This is a genomic window from Methanolobus halotolerans (assembly GCF_004745425.1).
GTDB lineage: Archaea > Halobacteriota > Methanosarcinia > Methanosarcinales > Methanosarcinaceae > Methanolobus > Methanolobus halotolerans.
The window spans coordinates 13,678-31,785 of the sequence record NZ_PGGK01000001.1; the positions used below are offsets into that span (position 1 = coordinate 13,678).

Below are 18,108 nucleotides of genomic sequence, written 5' to 3' on the forward strand. Positions count from 1 at the left end.
ATTGTAAACCGGAATTGTTTCTGGAGCGATAAATTCTGACTACTCCCACGACTCAAGTCGTGAAGTTCTGATCAGAACCCTGTTGAAGCCTCACGGTATTTTTGATCACTATCTATTATTACCTAAAACCCTGATTCACAGGATTTACATACATTTTGCATCTTATCTTCAGGCATGTACTCCCAATCTTTTTAATAGATAGGTCTGATAATCTATATGGGGGAATAATACGGGGAGTATATGTTTTCCCTGTTTTACGCCAGGAGGGTGTATAATATGCCAAAGTTCGAAGTGTTCACAGATAAAAGCGGGAAATACAGGTTCAGGTTAAAAGCTCCGAATGGGGAAATAATCGCAGTGGGGCAGGCCTATGCAAGCAAAGCTGGTTGCATGAACGGAATCGAGTCAGTAAGGAAGAACGCTCCGGTCGCAGATATCGTAGAGATTGAGGAGCCTGAGGATATAGAAAGTTGAAATATTTAGAAAAGATTCCCGGTTCTAAATAAAACAGATGATGGCGGAAATTTCCGCCATACTGTTCTGCTATGCTCTTCCCGGGCGGCAGTTTACGATCAAATGGAAAGCGTGTTCAATCTATAGTATCATGCATACGTGGCTTAATTCCACGTGTGTTGCTTTCCGTACTTGCTTCTATATTATCGCCATCTTCGTCACGGTGCATTTCCTTTCTGACCATGGGATTGAACATGAAGTATTTTTTGACATATGCGAGTATCTCCTCGTCGGAGATGCAGGAAACCCTTCTATCCTCATTGTAGAGTTTCTGGATATCGGCCTGGATAGAACGAAGCCTTTTGTCATTTTTCTCAATTTCTATATTTACATCCATCAGTTCATTGAGAGTTTCCTGTACCTTGAATCTCAGAACTTCGATACCTGATGAGTCTCCTACAAGGAATATCCTTTTCCCCCCGACTATCTCGGGAGGGTAGGGTTCGTAGGTGAAAGGGTTCTTGATAACGCCTGCAGTATGGATGCCTGACTCGTGGGCAAAGACATTGTTACCGACAACGGACTTATTCCTTGGTATCCTGATACCGATCTCCTTCTCCATGAACTTGGAAAATTCGGCGACACAGTCCAGGTTGTACTTATCAAATCCCTCTATACGCCTTTTAAGGAAAAGGAGTAATTTCTCCATCTCTGCATTACCTGACCTTTCTCCTATCCCAAGGAAAGTGACGTTTGACCAGTTGGCACCATGCCAGTATCCTGCCAGGGAATTGGGGACGGCAAGACCGAAGTCATCATGACAATGTGTTTCGATCTCCTTAACATTCAGTTTCTCTTTGAGGTGTCTGACAATTGTTGGTATTCCATAGGGTTCGTCCACACCTGTAAATGGTACTCCGAAACCAATAGTGTCACAAATGCGTATTGTGCAACCGGGGTCGATATCCATGATCTTCTCGATAAGGGGGAAGACGAAATTATAGTTGTCAGCACGGGTCATGTCCTCTATATGTGCTCTTGTCTTCAGTCCATGGTCCACCGCATATTGCAGCGCATTGAGGTATTTCTCTTCAGCTGCTTCACGGTCTGGCAGTCCCATCTTGTCAAAGATATGCGGATCGGATACAGACATCAGGATGCCTGTCTCCTCAATACCGTCAACATCCAGGACCATATCTATATCTGCAGGATTTGCACGGGCCCAGCCTGTAATCTCCGGGAACTCATATCCCATATCCTGCATAAGTTGAATTGCTTTTCTGTCCCTGTCGTTATAGACGAATGTCTCCAGCTTTTCAATGCCTATTCTGTGCAGATATTCATATATCTTCACCTTGTGGTGTGTCCTCACAACGATACCAGGCATCTGGGCACCATCACGTATTGTACTGTCACTGATAGATACTTCCTGCCCATATGGCAATTTTATCTTCGGAAGGTCATCATAGTCCCTGTATGTTTTCATTCTGTTCCTCCTATAGAGCAAGCTGTCCGATTTTCCCGGTATAAGTGACTTCTCTAGAAATGGCAGGATGATTATTATCCATCCGGATAACGAGCGTTTCAACTCCGGGTAAACGTGCGTTATTAAATAACTAGTAGAGGGTAGTACATGACTTTATCCTTAAAATGCTTTTCTTCTATCCTTGTACAATTATATGTACTGTTATGAGGGACGAACTAACCTTAAATCTTAATACTTTCAAGGATTACATGATGATTATGTGGAGTATACTACTCAAGAAATTTGAAAAACATCCGGCACAACAAAAAGTACTGAGACTTTTGTTCGAGCGCGGTTTTCAGGTGAACGATGAAGGAAAGGTTATATCAGGTGCTATCGAGGTGGCCCATACTCAGCTTGCAAAGGAAGCAGGTGTTGACAGGCGTGTTGTGGACTCAACGACAGAGGCTATACTATCCGATGATACTTTAAGGAATATATTCCAGAATGTAAGGTCCATTCCTTTCCTGCGTGACGTCGCTCCGTTGCTTGACCTCGGAGTCATAATAATCACACCGGACGATGCAGTTCACAAAGGTATTATCTCAGAGGTATCCACGGTCATCGCACGTCACAATATTAGCATCAGACAGGCAGTTTCAGATGATCCTTTTTTTACGACGGAACCACGACTGACAATAATAACCGATACAAAGGTTCCAGGTAGTATTGTTGAAGAACTCCTTGCCCTTGAATCCGTCAGGGGTGTGAGCATCTATTAGGAATGCCAGAGCACAGTCTTTGCGAAGGCCCTGAACACTCCTAAGAGATGCCTTGAATTAGATGGTCTCAACAGTTTTTTAATGACTATAGATGGGTGGTCCATATCGCCGTAGGTGGTGATGGTGTCAAGTATAGGTGGCTTGTTCATTGAAGCAATGAGCTCATCCATTTCGGAGTCCGAACGTCCTCCTATAAAGTTATGTATGTTCATTCCTATGGCAAGTTCCCTGCCAATTTTTGCCCTCCACCTGCAATCATACTCGGCAAGCCGTTGAGCTGAATTGTCTTCCTCAAGTGCAGCCCTTGCAGCAACCTCACCTGCTATTCTGGCACAGGCAACACCTGTGTATATTCCTCCTCCGGATGTGGGCTTGACCTGTCCTGCTGCATCCCCTGTAATGAGTGTACCTTCAGCATATGTCTTGTCCGGGGGTCCAAGGGGTATGCCGCCTATCACAAGGTCAAGATGCCCTCCCTCGTACCGTGAGGCAATATGATCATTATTCTTCAGCATTCTGTCCAGATATGTCCGGACATTCTCATCGGCCCTGCAGTCAATGGCCAGCCCTATACGGGAAATATTTTCATTGACAGGGACTGTCCAGCCAAAGAACCCCGGGGCCTGTGAGCCAACGAACAATTCCACATAATCCACATCAGGGGATTTATAAGGGGCCTCGATCTGTATGCCCGGAAGTATTTTCTTGACCTGTCCGAGTCCTGCCATCCTTGCTACACGACTGCGCACACCATCGGCACCAATCACTACTTTTGCCCTGATCTCTCCTGGCTGGCCATTTTCTATAATTGAGAGCTTCTGAACACCATCTATGTTATCAAGGCCAGTAGCCCTTGTGTTGAGTTTCAGTTCTACTCCACTATCAAGTGCCATTGAAGCCAGGGTCCTGTCAAAGTTCTTTCTTGACACGACATATGCCTTTGTCTCTTTCCCGTCTATTGGAAGACAGGCACCACTCATCGGGTATACGAAAGCACCGCGTACCTTATTCAGGACAAAACTGTCAGAAGGGAGGACCTCACACTCGGATAGAGCTCTTGTGCTCAAGAGGCCCGTACACCCTACAGGCGAACCTATGGATGCATGGTCTTCTATCATCAGTACAGTTGCGCCGTTGTTCACAGCATATCTTGCGGCTGTGGAGCCCACGGGTCCTGCTCCTACAACAACGACATCATAATCGGTATTCTTCATTTTTATATCCCGTTCCTGATCAGGTCAAGTATGTCATTGAAACTCCTGAGCACATGGTCGGGTCTTTCCATGATGTTATCTCTGTCCTTTTCAGGGTTCCTGTCACCATAGATCGCATATGCTGCCAGCATGCCCAACTGTTTTGAAGGTACAATATCCCTAACCAGGCTGTCCCCTACAAAAAGTGTTTCTTGAGGCTGGAGTCCCATCGAGTCCAGGGCATGTATGAATGTTCTGTGTGAAGGTTTCTTCCATCCTGTGATGTCATAGGTGAAAAGGGAGTCAAAGGAATCGAACAGTTCTACCTTTTCCAGGCGTGGTCTTGCGTTCTTCATTTCCGCATCCGTAAGGATACTCAGCATAATATTCATTGATCTCAGTTTCTGGATAGTTTCCCTCACGCCCGGGTAAAGCTTAACTGAACGAATCTTTTCTTTCTCATATATACTGCAGCATTCAAGAAAGTTCTTTTCGGAGAAAAAACCACTATCTTTCATATAATCACTGATGTTTTCAGTGCTTTCAAATCCATGCTTTCCTCTGCGGAAATATCCAAACAGTTCGTGAGAATTCCCCTTTTCCAGATACTGTACAACAGCTGAGCAGGCAAATATCTTTGCTTCTACTAGATCGAACAGCGTATTGTCCATGTCAAAAATAATACCTTTGATGCTGCTGTTTTCATTCATTTTTTTCAGTTGCTTTATAGGCATCTTCTTACTCTGCTTTAGGTCAATAGTTTTCAGATATATATTCAATATACTTGTTAACTTTGGTAATTTTAACAGCAAAAATTTTATATATTTAATTTTTATAATATATACAAGGATTTTCTAGCAGAAAATCTTTTGCCAGGAGGGCACACATTGGCTACAGAAGCAAACTCCACCATAAACAAGAACAAAGGAGCAACACACCAAGCTCCGATATCTGATGATGATGCAAAAGAATATGTTAAAGAGGGTTTCTATTCTGCTTGCGGGCAGGCTTTCATACGTGTATCTCCGAACAAAAGAACTAATTGAATTAGGCAGGTATCCAATGATCTCTTTAAAATGATATGTCCGGGAGAAAAAGCTCTGGGAATATTCTATTTCCATTTGCCAATCCTCTGCTTTTATACTATTCTACTTCCTTATATAACGTAATAGAAGGTTTGGTTATATACGAATAAATCCTACTATTACATGTACACATCTTGACAACCTCAACCAACTAACTTTTACAAAGGGTGTGTACTGACCACTGAAGCACCTATCACAGGTGCTTCAAAAACTTTAGCTGACAGAGCAAGATGTTTGGAAGCCCTGCCCCCGGGATGATCATAGGTCAGGCTCTAGTCGTTCAGGATATCGGACCTTTTCTTGTAATACTGGAAAAGTTCTTCGCCCCAGGCAATGGCAGTTGGTTCAGAACTCAGGATAATGCGGTTTGTATACCTGCCGTTCTTATCCAGCAGTGAGAAGGACATGCATTGGTCGCTTACAGTAATACTGACAGGTTTTACGGCTTGTCTGTAGATGGAAATATGAGAGTTACCGTTCTTGAAAAGTATTTCTATCTCTTTTTTATACTCTCTTTTTAGCGACTGTGACAGGGTATTCTCACTGGACGAAACAGTAATGTCTGAATGCGTATCACCTTTTAGTATGTTATATACCTGTTCTGTCATTATCACATTCACATCAACACCCTGTTCCAGAAAACTGGAATATGGCAGAAGATAGGAAGGATGGTATATGGAGATCAATGTTGATATATGACTTGAACCGTCGATCCTCTTGAGCATCTCCTCCTGTTGTTCAAAAATGCTCGGAAGGTTTGGTTCCAGAACTTCACATGCACCCAGTTCTCCTATTCTGTGGAGCAGATCTTTGGGTATGGGGCTAAGATCATGGTCGATCCAGTAATCCATATTCTTCTCATGCACATTCAGGCTCATCAGGAGTTTTTCCATGTTCTCTACTATAGCTTCTCCTGTTGGTGTAAGGGCATAGGTATCCCTGTCATAGCTCACCAGATTCCACTCAAGTAACTTTTTCACCTGCGGTATCATGGATTTCCAGGGAAAATCGAAAAAATCCTTTATTACTTCTTTTGTTTTTGGACCCTCTTTCAAGAATAATAACAGATTCTTCCTTTTTTCCGAAAGAAATATAGTATCAAGTAAGGAAGACCTCGTTCTAAACCCCCATCTCTATTTGGTCTTGCATGCATATAAATGATTGCAAAAAGCCATTCCTCTCTTATTAATAATTTAAGAGGCTACTGGTTATATGGGATGTACAATGGCCTGTTATGATAGTTATGGCCATGTTCGCATGACCGGAGATGTATTACGGACCCGCCGGGAATTGAACCCGGGTTCTAAGCTCCGGAGGCTCAAGTGATATCCTCTACACTACAGGTCCTCTAAAATAGATCCTATGCAGTTTCCTAATACGGTCATTGAAGATAAATTTGATGCATAGTGCTTTCAGACTAAAGATATGATTTCCAGAAGTTTTGTAACATCAAAGGCTAAATTCGTACTGTTGGCAGCTTTAAATAACTGTTATCCTTACCCGCGCAGCTTTTAAGTAACATACCTGTATATTTGTTGTGTCACAATTGTGAATCATTATCTGGATGGTGAACCGCAATTCAACTGCCGGCAGGGTGATCTGATTTCTGTTAGAATCCGAATACCGGTCCCTGATCTTTTCATGTTTGAGAAATCCTATGTTCCTGTGAGTTGTAAAGTTTATGAAAGTTACGCTACATTCCGGAAAAACAGAAGAACTGGAAATTGGACATCTGACTGTTGAAAAACTCCTGCAGTCCCTTAAGATCAGCCAGGGTGAAGTACTTGTGGTACTGGACGGTGAAATAATTCCTGAGGATTACGTACTCTGCAATAGTGATGAGATCCGCATAATTCATGTTGTTTTTGGAGGTTGAGCCTGGCTCATCCTTGATCTTTCTCAAGATAACTGATATCCCTGGAAGGAATATCTGACACGCGTTTCCCTCCAGAATATATATTCATCTTTTTCCCCCTCACAAAACCAATGATAGTAAGGCCTCTGGCCCTTGCTATACTAATAGCAAGTGTAGTGGTGGCACCTCTGGACACGATTACGGGTATATTTGCTACAAGGCATTTTCGGACCATTTCTGAGGAAATGCGCCCTGAACATATCACATATGTCCCGGATAGGTCTATCTTCTGTTCCAGAGCATATCCTATCACGCGGTCAAGTGCGTTATGCCGGCCGATATCCTCCACTACGGCAATCCTTCCCTTTGTGTCATACAGTCCTACAACGTGTATGCCTCCTGTCTTTACATGCAGTTCGGATTCAAGTGCTTCCTTCACGGTAGTTCTGATATTTTCAGTACTAAGTGACAGGTTCGAATCTATCTCCGGAAGTTTTTCAATATCAAGGAACGACATGCTTCCACCGCATCCGCTAAGCACCGTTTTTTGTGAAGTGAGTATCTTGAAAGGCTCTGTTGTGAGGACGCTGACACTGTTACCTTCGAAGCGAATGGATTCTATCTCTTCGATACTCCTGATTATGCGCTCGGTATAGAGAAAACCAATAATGAATTCCCTGAACATCACAGGACTTGTCATAGCAGTCAGGACATGTCGGCCGTTGACACTGACAGCAAGCGGTATCTCTTCTATGACCGGATGCAGATCAGTTGAGAATGATTCTCCTTCTGCTTTGATACAAGGTAGGTCTCTGAACATTTCATAGTCTCCGGGTGATCTCTTCAATGGTAGCCAGGAGGAGGTCTATCTCCTCTTCTGTGTTATACAGGTACATACTTATGCGTACCGTGCCGTTGGGAAGCCCCATGTATTCCATGAGCGGATGGCAGCAATGTTCCCCTGACCTTGTGATCATATCTGAGCCCTCATCAAGTATGTGTGATACTTCGTGCGGATGCATGCCTTCAATGTTGAAAGAAACAACACCTATCCTTGCACTCTTTTCAACAGGGCCGTAAACATGTACTTGTTCCATGTCTTCAAGTCCGTGAATGACCTTTTCCGTGAGTTTCTTCTCATGTCTTTCGATGTTATCCATGCCTACTTTTCTCAGGTAGTCAACAGCATACCCAAGTCCGATCATGCCTGCAATATTGGGCGTTCCGGCCTCGTAACGCTGGTAACCTTCGGCAAGGGTGTAACTGTCAAGGGATACTTTGTCGATGGCCCCGCCTCCAAGCAGGAGGGGATCAATATCTGTCTCCTTCATCCAGAGTATTCCCGTACCGGTGGGTCCGAGCATCTTGTGCCCTGAAAAGCAGAAATAATCACATCCTGTTTTCTTTACATCTACAGATATATGAGGCACCGACTGTGCGCCATCTATCAACAGTCTCGCACCGTGCTCCTGGCATATTGATGCTATCTCTTTTACTGGCAGGACGTTCCCAAGGACGTTGGAAGCGTGCGTGAGGGCCACAAGTCCGGTGTTCTCATTGATCGCAGACTCAAATGCACTGATATCTATCATGCCGTCGGGGAATGGTTCAATGGTGGACACTCCAATCCCTTTCTTACGAAGGTGAACCCAGGGGAGGAAATTCGAATGGTGTTCCAGTACAGTTGTCACAATATTGTCGCCACTATGCCACTCGAGCCCGCAGGCAACCATATTGATAGCTTCGGTCGTGTTCTTGGTAAGTACAGTGGTACCATCTTCTCCGCCAATCAACTCTGCTACTTTTATGTGGGAGTCCCAGTAGCGTTGTGTTGCAATGGTGGTCAGCCGGTGGACTCCTCTGCCCACATTTGAGCGGTAATGCCGTTCGAATTCATTCATGGCACGGATCACAGGCTCAGGGGAAAGGCTTGTTGCGGCATTGTCAAGATAGGCAATATTGTCGAGGAGTGGAAAATCCTCTCTTATAAGATCAATATCCATTAAGTATCCCCTCTCGGTAGATCACATGTACAGTATTATTTTTCGTTTCCACTGCCCATGCACTTTTGGTCTTCCTCACGCATTTGCATGCATATATGGCATATCCTGACAGAAAGGTTGTCCACGCGTTTATCTTTCATATCCATCGCCAGGAGGTGAATAGTTTCTTTGACGTCATCCTCGAACACGATTCTGTATCCTCTCTTTTTAGAAAGATACTGTGAGACTGCCGATGGTGCCATATCAAGTTCTTTTGCGATGTCCTGCTGACTCAGGCCACAGTTCACAAGCTCTTCTGCAATTGCTGCTCTTATAGCGGGAAGAATATCCCAGACTATCATCTGGCAGGGTAATTTCATAATATCTACTCATATTCTGATTTTAAATATCTGTTCCCGGAACTGATCAGCAATTGCGGATTACTTCTATAGGTTAAAGTACCTTTTGCAATATGTGCAGGAGCAGGTTTTTGTGCCTTGAAGGGAAAATGGGAAACATGTTAAGCGAGCAGGAACTGGAACGCTATTCCCGGCAGATAATGCTTTTTGGTGAGAACGGGCAACAACACCTGAAAAATGCAAATGTATTCATTGCAGGTGCAGGGGGTCTCGGGTGCCCGATAGCACTGTATCTTGCCGTTGCGGGAGTGGGTAATCTGAAAATGGTTGACAAGGATGTGGTCGATCGCTCCAATCTTAACAGGCAGGTGCTTCACTGGGAAACGGATATCGGAAAAGAAAAAGTGTTATCCATTGAAGAGAAGCTTCGTTCCATAAACCCGGATATTGATGTGGATGTATTTACTAAGATCATAGATATATCAAATGTTTCTGAACTCATTGCCGATGCTGATGTTATAGTGGATGCCATGGACAACTATTCCACACGTTATCTTCTCAATCAAGTGGCACAAGAGAAGGGCATTCCGCTGATCCATGGTGCTGTCCGGGGTTTTGACGGGCAGGCTACAACGATCATCCCGGGAAAGACCGCCTGTCTTAATTGTCTTTTTCCTTCCGCGCCCCCGGGTGAGATATTTCCTGTCGTAGGTGTGACCGCAGGGCTCATTGCCATGGTACAGGCGAACGAAGTAATAAAGTACCTCGTGGGAACAGGTGAAATGCTTACTGACAGGCTGCTGATCTGGAACGGTCTTTCCGCGGAAATTGAATACTTAAAATTCAAAAAAAGATGTGACTGTATCATATGCAGCAGTTATTCGGATAAAAGCTGATCTTGCTTCCTGCTGCGAATGAGCAAATCCGACTTAACGGACTTCAAGCATTCTGATTATGGCCTTACGTGCTCTGTCAGCTATCTCTTCGGGGACCACTACCTGTGGTGTGAGATCTTTAAGAGAATTATATACTTTATTCAGATCGGTCTTTTTCATATTTGTGCATATGGCCTGAGAGGACAGCGGGTAGCATGTCTTTTGAGGGCATTCCTTTTTCATTCTGTGGAGTATGCCTATCTCTGTGCCTATTATGAACTCCTTGCCCGGACTTGAACAGACATGTCTGATCATTCCTGATGTAGAATATACACCATCTGCAAGGTCAATGACCTCTGCCCTGCATTCGGGATGAACAAGTACTTCTGCTTCAGGATGCAGGTTACGAGCCTCTTTTACGTCTTGCGGGGTGATCCTGTCATGTACAAAACAGAACCCTTCCCAGGGAAGTATTTCTTTATCACTGAATCTGGAAACATAGGATCCGAGATTTTTATCCGGGACAAAAATAATCCTGTCCTCATCCAGTGATTCCACTACCTTCACAGCATTTGAAGAAGTACAGCAGATATCACTCTCTGCTTTGACCTCTGCTGTGGTGTTGACATAACATACGACTGCTGCATCAGGGAATCTTTCTTTCAGGACCCTCAGTTCTCCGGCGCTGATCATATCTGCCATGGGACAGTTAGCTTCAGCGGCCGGCAGCAGGACTGCCTTATCAGGTGAGAGGATGGCTGCAGTCTCGGCCATAAAATCGACCCCGCAAAAAACAATAACATCATTATCCAGGGTAGCCGCTTTGCGTGCAAGTTCCAGTGAATCCCCTGTGAAATCAGCTATATCCTGTACTTCTGCTACCTGGTAGTTGTGGGCAAGTATAATCGCATTTTTTTGCTCTTTGAGACTGTTTATCTCCTTTCTCATCCGGTCCGGATCATAAGTAATCTTGTTAATGTCATCCATGGATTGACCTTTGTTAGGTTTTTATCGTATCAATATGTAAATACCCGGTTGCTCAAGACCGGATTCACAATTGTGAGTAGTTTCCATTGCTTTTATCTGTATTTATACATATTGACGGGTATCCGGATTTTCTTTGTGAAAGATCGCAGTGATTCTTCTGAATATATTAAGGATTCCGGTTAAAATATGGTTTCCACCGATATTATGTGGAAGCCGGAGCATTTCAATCACTGGATGCCCTGCCAATTGCTTTTAATAATTCCAGCATGATTCCGAGCCCTTTCTGGAAATCCTCATTCTGCATCTGCCTGTACAGTCCACTGACGCCTACCTTTGGTGGATTCAGGAGAGCTTTATCGAGCTGGGGGTCCTGCAGTCCCCTTTCCATGATGTCAACAAGATCTGTGCTCATGACGGTGTTTGTGATCTTTAACACGGTTGTCATGAGTCCGGCGATCCCGTGGGCAGTCTGGTCGTTCATGTAGTCCTGCAGGATTTTTGTTGTTCGCACAAGGTCTAAAACAGCTTCAACATCAGCTGGTGTTATTTCGATTCCTGATATCTGGTTTGCACTAGTTCCGTCTGTCATATTCTTTTCCTCCTCAGAATAGTCCCTTTACACTGATGTCCCAGTGTATATGGTAATACATTCGGTACAGGAACCAGCCCATTTTTGTGGTTGTAAAGGGTTCGGGAGGCACACCGTACTTCCAGGTGGCAATATAGCCTCTCCCCTGTGTGGAAGGAGACTCAAGTTCAGTGACGATCGGACATCCTGTTTCTCCCTCATAAGGAGTTTTGATACGGTTTCCGCGGATATCATTGATCAGGTTCTGACTCACTGCAATTGCCTGATAGTGGGCTCCGATCCCCGTCTTAAGAATATCGGCGGGGCCGAGGTCGCCAAGTACGTACACATCATCAAAGTTCCCTGCAGAACCGCGATACTGGAGGGTGGCCTTATCTGCAGATAACCATCCTTTATCATCCGCAAGGCCTGAATCTATCAGTACCTGGGGTGCCTTATGCGGAGGAACGGTTATCAGCAGGTCATAGTTGATTGTGTCCCCGTTCTTTGATGTCAATTCCTTTTTGGCTGCATCGACACTGGCAAGCTGGAAAGTCCTTATGACCTCTATGTTCTTTTCTTTTAATTGTCCGGTCACTAGTTTGTTGAATTCCGGTGGTCCTATAGGCTCCATGGGCCAGGCAAGGGTCAGTTGTACATCGTCCCTGTTCTTCCTGAAATTACGCAGGTAGCTCTCAAGCATGAAAGTGAATTTTACAGGTGCGCCCGGACACGGAACAGGCATAGAAGCAACAGAGACCACAATCCTTCCGCCATTAATGTTCTTTACCAGGTCCCTTACTTTGAAAGCATCCTCTATGGATGTGTAGAAAGTGTTCAGATCATCTGCAAGGCCCGGAACTGCATCAATATCAGCTCTGCAGCCCATTGCAATAACAAGATAGTCATAGCTATACTTCTTATCGCTCTTGACAGTTACTTCTTTATTGTGAAGATCTACTGCTGTAATCTCGCCATTCCTGCCGTAAAAAGACTTTACTCTGGGGCTTATAAGTTTCTTTCTTGGTCTTGTGATGTCTTCGGGCGTGTAAAGCTCGAAGGGTATAAAAGTAAAACCGCCCTGGTTTATATTCGTGTCATTTCTGTCAAGAATTATTATTTCTAATTCTTCTTTTGCAATCCTGTTCCTGAACTCTCTGGCCAGTACATTTGCTACTACCGATCCGGCATAGCCCGCCCCTAATATCAGTACCCGTTCTGTCATAAATATCACCCCAGTTTTCACTGAGTTTTCACTTGATATATTAGTTACGTTACTGATGTATTTCAGCAGTTATATTTAACAGAATTGAAGTACGTACGGAATTTAGAAATTACAGCAGTTTAACATTGTGAACTAAGCCTGATCAAATTTGCAAAGTTCAATTCAATTTATAAAAACTGGCGTCCTTGTTAAAAAATTCAAAAGAAGATTGGGGTGTTACAGAATGCTCTGTAACATGATAAGATGTATAGTTATTGTGGCAATAACTATACGTTTTTTAGTTCTGTAATACTATCTCGATGTTGATGTCCTTTGGGACCTGAATGCGCATGAGCTGCCTGAGTGCACGTTCGTCGGCTGCTATGTCGATGAGCCTCTTGTGTACGCGCATTTCCCAGTGGTCCCATGATGCGGTTCCGTCACCACTTGGACTTTTTCTGACAGGTACCACCATCTTCTTAGTGGGTAGGGGAACCGGTCCTGACATACTGACACCTGTTCTGTCTGCAATAGCTTTTACCTGATCGCAAACTCCATCCAGGTTTACCGGACTGATTCCTGATAATCTTATTCTTGCTTTCTGTGACATGTTCGTCTCCTAAAAAAAGGAAATGTGAGTATCTTACTTTCTCTGTGAGACACTCATGCACATGCCAGCTGCAATGGTCATGCCCATATCACGGATAGCGAATCTTCCGAGCTGTGGGATTTCCTTGACTGGCTCGATTACCATTGGTCTGCTTGGCTTTACAGTGATGATTGCTGCATCTCCGGCTTTAATAAAGGTTGGATTCTCTTCCTTTACCTGACCGGATTTTGGATCGAGCTTCTTGTTAAGCGCGATAAGTGTGCATGCAGTCTGTGCAGTGTGGCAGTGGAACACAGGTGTGTAACCAGCCGTGATTGCGGATGGGTGCTGGAGCACTACGATCTGTGCGGTGAACTCATCTGCAACGGATGGTGGATTTGCGGCCGGGCCACAGACATCTCCTCTGCGGACATCGTTCTTACCTACGCCTCTTACGTTCCATCCGATGTTATCGCCAGGTCCTGCCTGTGGAGCTTCTTCATGGTGCATTTCGATGGATTTTACCTCTCCACTAACACCGCTTGGGTTGAAGATTACGGTTTCACCTTTCTTCATAATACCGGTCTCTACTCTGCCTACTGGCACGGTTCCGATACCTGAGATTGTGTATGCATCCTGTACAGGGATCCTGAGTGGGAGTTTGTCTGGTTTCTCTGGCTCCTTAAGATCATCAAGTGACTCAAGAATAGATGGGCCGTTGTACCATGGAGTATTCTTGCTTGCTTCCTTTATGTTGTCTCCCTCGAATGCTGAGGTTGGGATGAACGGGATATCACTAGCCTTGAATCCTACCATTCCAAGAAGCTGGCTTACATCTTTCTTTACCTGCTCGTACCTTTCCTCGCTGTAGTTTGCTGCATCCATCTTGTTTACAGCAATAATGAGCTGGTTGATACCGAGGGTTCTGGAAAGGAACACGTGCTCCTTTGTCTGAGCCATTACACCATCTGGTGCTGCTACTACAAGGATCGCTGCATCAGCCTGGGATGCACCGGTAATCATGTTCTTTACAAAATCACGGTGTCCCGGACAGTCCACGATCGTAAAGTAGTATTTGTCAGTGTCGAATCTTTTGTGTGCGATATCAATTGTAATACCTCTCTCACGTTCTTCTTTGAGGGAGTCCATTACCCATGCAAAAGCAAATGATTCTTTTCCTTTTTCTCTTGCTTCTGCTTTATACTTCTCGATCATATGAGCAGGTACTGCTCCTGTCTCAAACATCAATCTACCGACAAGTGTGGACTTGCCGTGGTCAATATGACCGATAACCGCTAAGTTCATGTGTGGTTTATCAGCTGCCATTTTAATATCTCCTTTCTTGATTTATAAATACTTCAATTTGATTTGTCCTAATAGTTGTTTTCACGTTTAAACCTTTCTGACGAAAAGGGATTTGCAGCCAATGCTGCAGTTTCCCACAATCACTGGCTCAGGTAGTCAGATGCTTGTGGGAGTTCCTTCTTCAATCCCTTTCTCTCTCTGATGGAACCGACGACCTCACTGTTGAGGTTTGTGGGCAGTGTGTCAAATCCTGCAAACTCAGTACTCCACATTGCACGTCCTTCTGTTGCAGACCTTATGTCTCCTGCAAAACCGAACAATTCTGCTACAGGTGCTTTGGACTCGATTATTGTCATGTCACCTTCAGATGTCATGTTGATGATGATTCCACGGCGCCCCTGGATCTCCTTGGTAGCTCCTCCCATCTGGTCCTGAGGTACCTGGATGAATACCTTCTGGTATGGTTCCAGGAGCGTGTCATCTGCCATGAGCATTGCGGCCTGTATAGCCTGCCTTGATGCGGGGATGACCTGTGCAGGACCTCTGTGTACCGCATCTTCGTGCAGCTTTGCATCGACAAGCTTTACTTTGACACCCATACATGGTTCCCTTGAGAGGGGTCCTGCCTTCATGACCTCTACAAATCCTTCAAGGATGAGCTCCATAGTCTCGTTGAGGTGCTGGATACCCTTGGTCATATCGATGTAAATGTTACTCTCAATGATGTCTGCAATACCCTTTGCCTCATCCTTCCCCATTCCGGCTGCCATGAGCTTTTCCCTGCGCTCGAGTTCAGGCATGCGCATTGAGATATCGCCGTTGCGGATAAGTTCCCTTACATTTTCCTCGAGTGGCTCTACTGTTACATAGAACCTGTTGTGCCTGTTTGGTGACTTCCCTTCAACAGGACCTGCACTACCACGGATGGTCTCACGGTACACCACAATAGGTGGTGTGGTTGTGATCTCGACATTCTTGTCACGCTGGATCCTGTGTGCAATGACCTCAAGGTGAAGTTCACCCATGCCGGCCATCAGGTGCTCACCTGTCTCTTCATCGAGGGTGATACTAAGGGTCGGGTCTTCCTTTGCTACCTGCCGCAGTACATCGACAAGCTTTGGAAGGTCCTTCATATGCTTTGCTTCCACAGCGACTGTAACTACAGGTTCGCTTGCATGTTTAATGCTTTCGAACGGTGCCATGCCGTCAAGCGTGGTTACCGTGGAACCGACCATCGCATCCTTAAGACCTGTCACTGCTGCAATATTGCCTGCAGGGATCTTCTCTACTTCAAGCCTTTCCGGGCCCATGAAGATACCGACCTGCTGAATCCGGTTCTTCTTTGCAGCTCCTGATACGTATACTTCCATACCACGGGAAAGTGAACCACTGAACAGTCTTCCGGTTGCAACTTCTCCTGCATGCGGGTCCATGGAGATGTCAGTGACCATGAATGCAAGGTCTCCCTTGGCATCTGCATCTTTCATCGACTTTGCGATCGGCGTACTCTTGTCGCCATGCCAGATTACACTGACCCTGTCTTCCTGTGCCTGGATCGGGCTGGGAAGGAATCTGATGACCATGTCGTTTACAGCTTCATGGAGGGGACACTGATCAGCGAGAGCCTGCATGTCCTCTTCACGGCAGTAATTATAAACATCATTGAATGTGATCCCGGTCTTCTGCATCATGGGAACACTGATGGCCCAATTGTATAGTGCTGAACCAAATGCAACGGTACCTTCTGCAGCATCGACTCTCCACCCTGCTTTGTAACGTTCTTCGTTCATTCCCTTGATGAGTTTGTTCACATGGTCGATCAGCTTTCCGAGCCTGATCTGCATCTCCTGTGAATCTACCTTGAGCTCATTGATGAGGCGGTCTACCTTGTTGATGAACAATACTGGTTTGACATGTTCCTTGAGTGCCTGCCTGAGTACGGTCTCTGTCTGTGGCATTGTACCTTCGACAGCATCAATGACAACTACGGCTCCGTCAACAGCGCGCATTGCACGTGTAACGTCACCACCGAAGTCTACGTGACCCGGTGTATCGATAAGATTGATAAGATAGTCCTTTTCATCGTACGTGTGTACCATGGAAACGTTGGACGAATCAATTGTGATACCTCTCTGCTGCTCCTCTTCATCTGAGTCCATGAAGAGTTGCCTGCCTGCAAGCTCCTTTGAGATCATGCCGGCACCTGCAAGGATGTTATCTGACAAGGTGGTCTTGCCGTGGTCGATATGTGCAACAATGCCTATGTTACGGATCATTTCTGGTTCGTTCATAAGCGCTGTGACACGCTCAACCATCTTTTTTCTTCTACCCATGTTTATTCCCTTAATCCTGAATTTAAGTGTAAAGGTCAGTATTAACGTGCTGCCTTTGCAACTCTTTCCTTTCCATCCTTTCTGTTAATTGAGAAGCATTTTGCATCGCGGTTTGAAGCAGCGATTATCTCGGCTGCAAGACAGCTAGCTGCACTTTTCTTTGATTTGAAAGCTGCCTGGTTGGCACCCATTGTAATATATCTCAATGCAGTGTCCACGCGTCTCTGTGAAGATGTATCGACAGCCTTTGGCACGGAAATCCCTCCGTATTTGAGCCTTACTACTTCTTCTCTTGGTCCTGCATTTGCAATAGCTTCGACAAGTACCTGTACAGGGTTCTTTTTTGTCCTTTCGTTGATAACTTCAAGAGCTTCCTCTACGATCTTGAGTGCAACCTGCTTCTTGCCGGTGTTCTGCTCATTGCGCATAACATTGTTAACCAGGCGCTCAACAATACATATCTCTGATTTGTTGAACTGCTGCCTGGCATGTTTCCCATTGCTGTGGGGGATTATCACAGGGTCCAGACTGACATAGGCCTTGATTCCCTGATCTGCGACCTCGACCTCTGCAAAATCCCATTTGCCGAATAATTTGATCATGTGAATTATCTCCTTGGTTTATCCTTGCGGCCAATGACCATCTCATTGAGGGATACATTGTTCACTGCGATGACCTTGAAACGTACGCCCGGAATATCACCCTTTGCACCACCCATTCGGCCACCGATCCTTTCCACTGTGACCTCATCGTGTTCATCGATGAAGTTGATGGCACCGTCGCCCGGGCAGAAAGCTGATACCTGGCGACCGTTCTTGATCAATTGTATTCTTACACATTTCCTGATAGCCGAGTTAGGCTGTTTTGCTTCGATACCCACTTTCTCAAGCACGATGCCTCTTCCCTGAGGTGCTCCCCCGAGAGGGTCAGCTTTAACGTCAAGACCTAATGTACGTCTGTTGTAACCAGGATCTTTCCACCTTGCGCTCTTACGAACGCGCTTGAGGGTGTGAGCTGCATATTTTCCAGTTGGCATTAATTATGTCCTCCGATTATGTATTATGATGAGTTGT

At 45.1% G+C, this 18,108-nt stretch carries 20 protein-coding genes and 1 tRNA gene; 5 read left to right on the forward strand and 16 right to left on the reverse strand.

All coding sequences use genetic code 11. The annotated features are described in order from the left end of the window. Positions 1-276: 276 nt before the first annotated feature. A complete protein-coding gene (locus CUN85_RS00080) occupies positions 277-474 on the forward strand; it encodes a YegP family protein (RefSeq protein WP_135387753.1) in 198 nt (65 codons plus the stop codon). A gap of 115 nt (positions 475-589) precedes the next feature. On the opposite strand, the gene CUN85_RS00085 is transcribed toward CUN85_RS00080, so the two are convergent. After that, complete coding sequence (locus CUN85_RS00085) at positions 590-1,939, reverse strand: homocitrate synthase/isopropylmalate synthase family protein (protein WP_135387755.1); 1,350 nt, start codon at positions 1,937-1,939, stop codon at positions 590-592. A 257-nt stretch (positions 1,940-2,196) separates the two neighbouring features. On the opposite strand from CUN85_RS00085, the gene CUN85_RS00090 reads away from it, so the two are divergent. Continuing rightward, positions 2,197-2,700, forward strand: a complete 504-nt coding sequence (locus tag CUN85_RS00090; protein WP_135387757.1) for an amino acid-binding protein — start codon at positions 2,197-2,199, stop codon at positions 2,698-2,700. Here the strand turns inward: CUN85_RS00090 and CUN85_RS00095 are convergent. Beyond that, a complete protein-coding gene (locus tag CUN85_RS00095; RefSeq protein ID WP_135387759.1) occupies positions 2,697-3,914 on the reverse strand; it encodes an NAD(P)/FAD-dependent oxidoreductase in 1,218 nt (405 codons plus the stop codon). The two genes, CUN85_RS00090 and CUN85_RS00095, sit on opposite strands and share 4 nt — an antisense overlap. A 2-nt stretch (positions 3,915-3,916) precedes the next feature. Further along, positions 3,917-4,603, reverse strand: coding sequence for an HAD family hydrolase (locus tag CUN85_RS00100; RefSeq protein ID WP_135387761.1), 687 nt, complete (start codon positions 4,601-4,603; stop codon positions 3,917-3,919). Between the two features lie 177 nt (positions 4,604-4,780). On the opposite strand from CUN85_RS00100, the gene CUN85_RS12875 reads away from it, so the two are divergent. Then, positions 4,781-4,939 carry a hypothetical protein gene (locus tag CUN85_RS12875; protein WP_167848737.1) on the forward strand — a complete coding sequence of 53 codons (159 nt, stop codon included), beginning with the start codon at positions 4,781-4,783 and terminating at the stop codon, positions 4,937-4,939. Between the two features lie 311 nt (positions 4,940-5,250). On the opposite strand, the gene CUN85_RS00105 is transcribed toward CUN85_RS12875, so the two are convergent. Continuing rightward, the gene (locus tag CUN85_RS00105; RefSeq protein WP_135387763.1) at positions 5,251-6,033 is read right to left on the reverse strand and encodes a helix-turn-helix transcriptional regulator; all 783 of its coding nucleotides are present in this window, start codon (positions 6,031-6,033) and stop codon (positions 5,251-5,253) included. 220 nt (positions 6,034-6,253) lie between these two features. Continuing rightward, positions 6,254-6,325: transfer RNA gene (locus tag CUN85_RS00110), tRNA-Arg, on the reverse strand. Between the two features lie 334 nt (positions 6,326-6,659). Here CUN85_RS00110 and thiS point away from each other — a divergent pair. After that, entirely contained in the window at positions 6,660-6,854 is a 195-nt protein-coding gene (gene thiS / locus CUN85_RS00115; RefSeq protein WP_135387765.1) for a sulfur carrier protein ThiS, read from the forward strand. Between the two features lie 7 nt (positions 6,855-6,861). Here the strand turns inward: thiS and fdhD are convergent, their stop codons facing one another. From fdhD to CUN85_RS00130, 3 genes are read right to left on the reverse strand one after another with little or no spacing between them, the layout of a single operon-like run. Continuing rightward, positions 6,862-7,653, reverse strand: a complete 792-nt coding sequence (fdhD, locus tag CUN85_RS00120; RefSeq protein ID WP_135387767.1) for a formate dehydrogenase accessory sulfurtransferase FdhD — start codon at positions 7,651-7,653, stop codon at positions 6,862-6,864. A gap of 1 nt (position 7,654) precedes the next feature. Further along, entirely contained in the window at positions 7,655-8,836 is a 1,182-nt protein-coding gene (locus CUN85_RS00125) for an aminotransferase class V-fold PLP-dependent enzyme (RefSeq protein WP_135387769.1), read from the reverse strand. Positions 8,837-8,871: 35 nt separating this feature from the next. Continuing rightward, complete coding sequence (locus CUN85_RS00130; RefSeq protein ID WP_135387771.1) at positions 8,872-9,195, reverse strand: transcriptional regulator; 324 nt, start codon at positions 9,193-9,195, stop codon at positions 8,872-8,874. A 128-nt stretch (positions 9,196-9,323) separates the two neighbouring features. Here CUN85_RS00130 and CUN85_RS00135 point away from each other — a divergent pair, with 128 nt between their 5' ends. Next, on the forward strand, positions 9,324-10,070 hold the full coding sequence (locus CUN85_RS00135; protein ID WP_235856131.1) for a HesA/MoeB/ThiF family protein: 747 nt from the start codon (positions 9,324-9,326) through the stop codon (positions 10,068-10,070). A gap of 33 nt (positions 10,071-10,103) precedes the next feature. Here CUN85_RS00135 and nadA read toward each other — a convergent pair whose 3' ends face one another. The 8 genes from nadA to CUN85_RS00175 all read right to left on the reverse strand — a co-directional run bounded on the left by nadA (position 10,104) and on the right by CUN85_RS00175 (position 18,071). After that, entirely contained in the window at positions 10,104-11,036 is a 933-nt protein-coding gene (gene nadA, locus CUN85_RS00140; RefSeq protein ID WP_235856132.1) for a quinolinate synthase NadA, read from the reverse strand. A gap of 223 nt (positions 11,037-11,259) precedes the next feature. Further along, positions 11,260-11,625 (reverse strand): DUF1641 domain-containing protein, encoded by a 366-nt coding sequence (locus CUN85_RS00145; RefSeq protein ID WP_135387772.1) that lies wholly within the window; start codon positions 11,623-11,625, stop codon positions 11,260-11,262. Positions 11,626-11,638: 13 nt separating this feature from the next. After that, positions 11,639-12,829 (reverse strand): NAD(P)/FAD-dependent oxidoreductase, encoded by a 1,191-nt coding sequence (locus CUN85_RS00150; RefSeq protein ID WP_135387774.1) that lies wholly within the window; start codon positions 12,827-12,829, stop codon positions 11,639-11,641. Between the two features lie 277 nt (positions 12,830-13,106). Next, entirely contained in the window at positions 13,107-13,418 is a 312-nt protein-coding gene (rpsJ, locus tag CUN85_RS00155; RefSeq protein WP_135387776.1) for a 30S ribosomal protein S10, read from the reverse strand. Between the two features lie 33 nt (positions 13,419-13,451). Further along, positions 13,452-14,723, reverse strand: coding sequence for a translation elongation factor EF-1 subunit alpha (tuf, locus tag CUN85_RS00160; RefSeq protein ID WP_135387778.1), 1,272 nt, complete (start codon positions 14,721-14,723; stop codon positions 13,452-13,454). A 119-nt stretch (positions 14,724-14,842) separates the two neighbouring features. Continuing rightward, complete coding sequence (locus CUN85_RS00165) at positions 14,843-17,035, reverse strand: elongation factor EF-2 (RefSeq protein ID WP_135387780.1); 2,193 nt, start codon at positions 17,033-17,035, stop codon at positions 14,843-14,845. Positions 17,036-17,076: 41 nt separating this feature from the next. Beyond that, positions 17,077-17,637, reverse strand: a complete 561-nt coding sequence (locus tag CUN85_RS00170; protein WP_394346209.1) for a 30S ribosomal protein S7 — start codon at positions 17,635-17,637, stop codon at positions 17,077-17,079. Between the two features lie 5 nt (positions 17,638-17,642). Beyond that, entirely contained in the window at positions 17,643-18,071 is a 429-nt protein-coding gene (locus CUN85_RS00175) for a 30S ribosomal protein S12 (RefSeq protein ID WP_135387783.1), read from the reverse strand. Positions 18,072-18,108 lie beyond the last annotated feature (37 nt).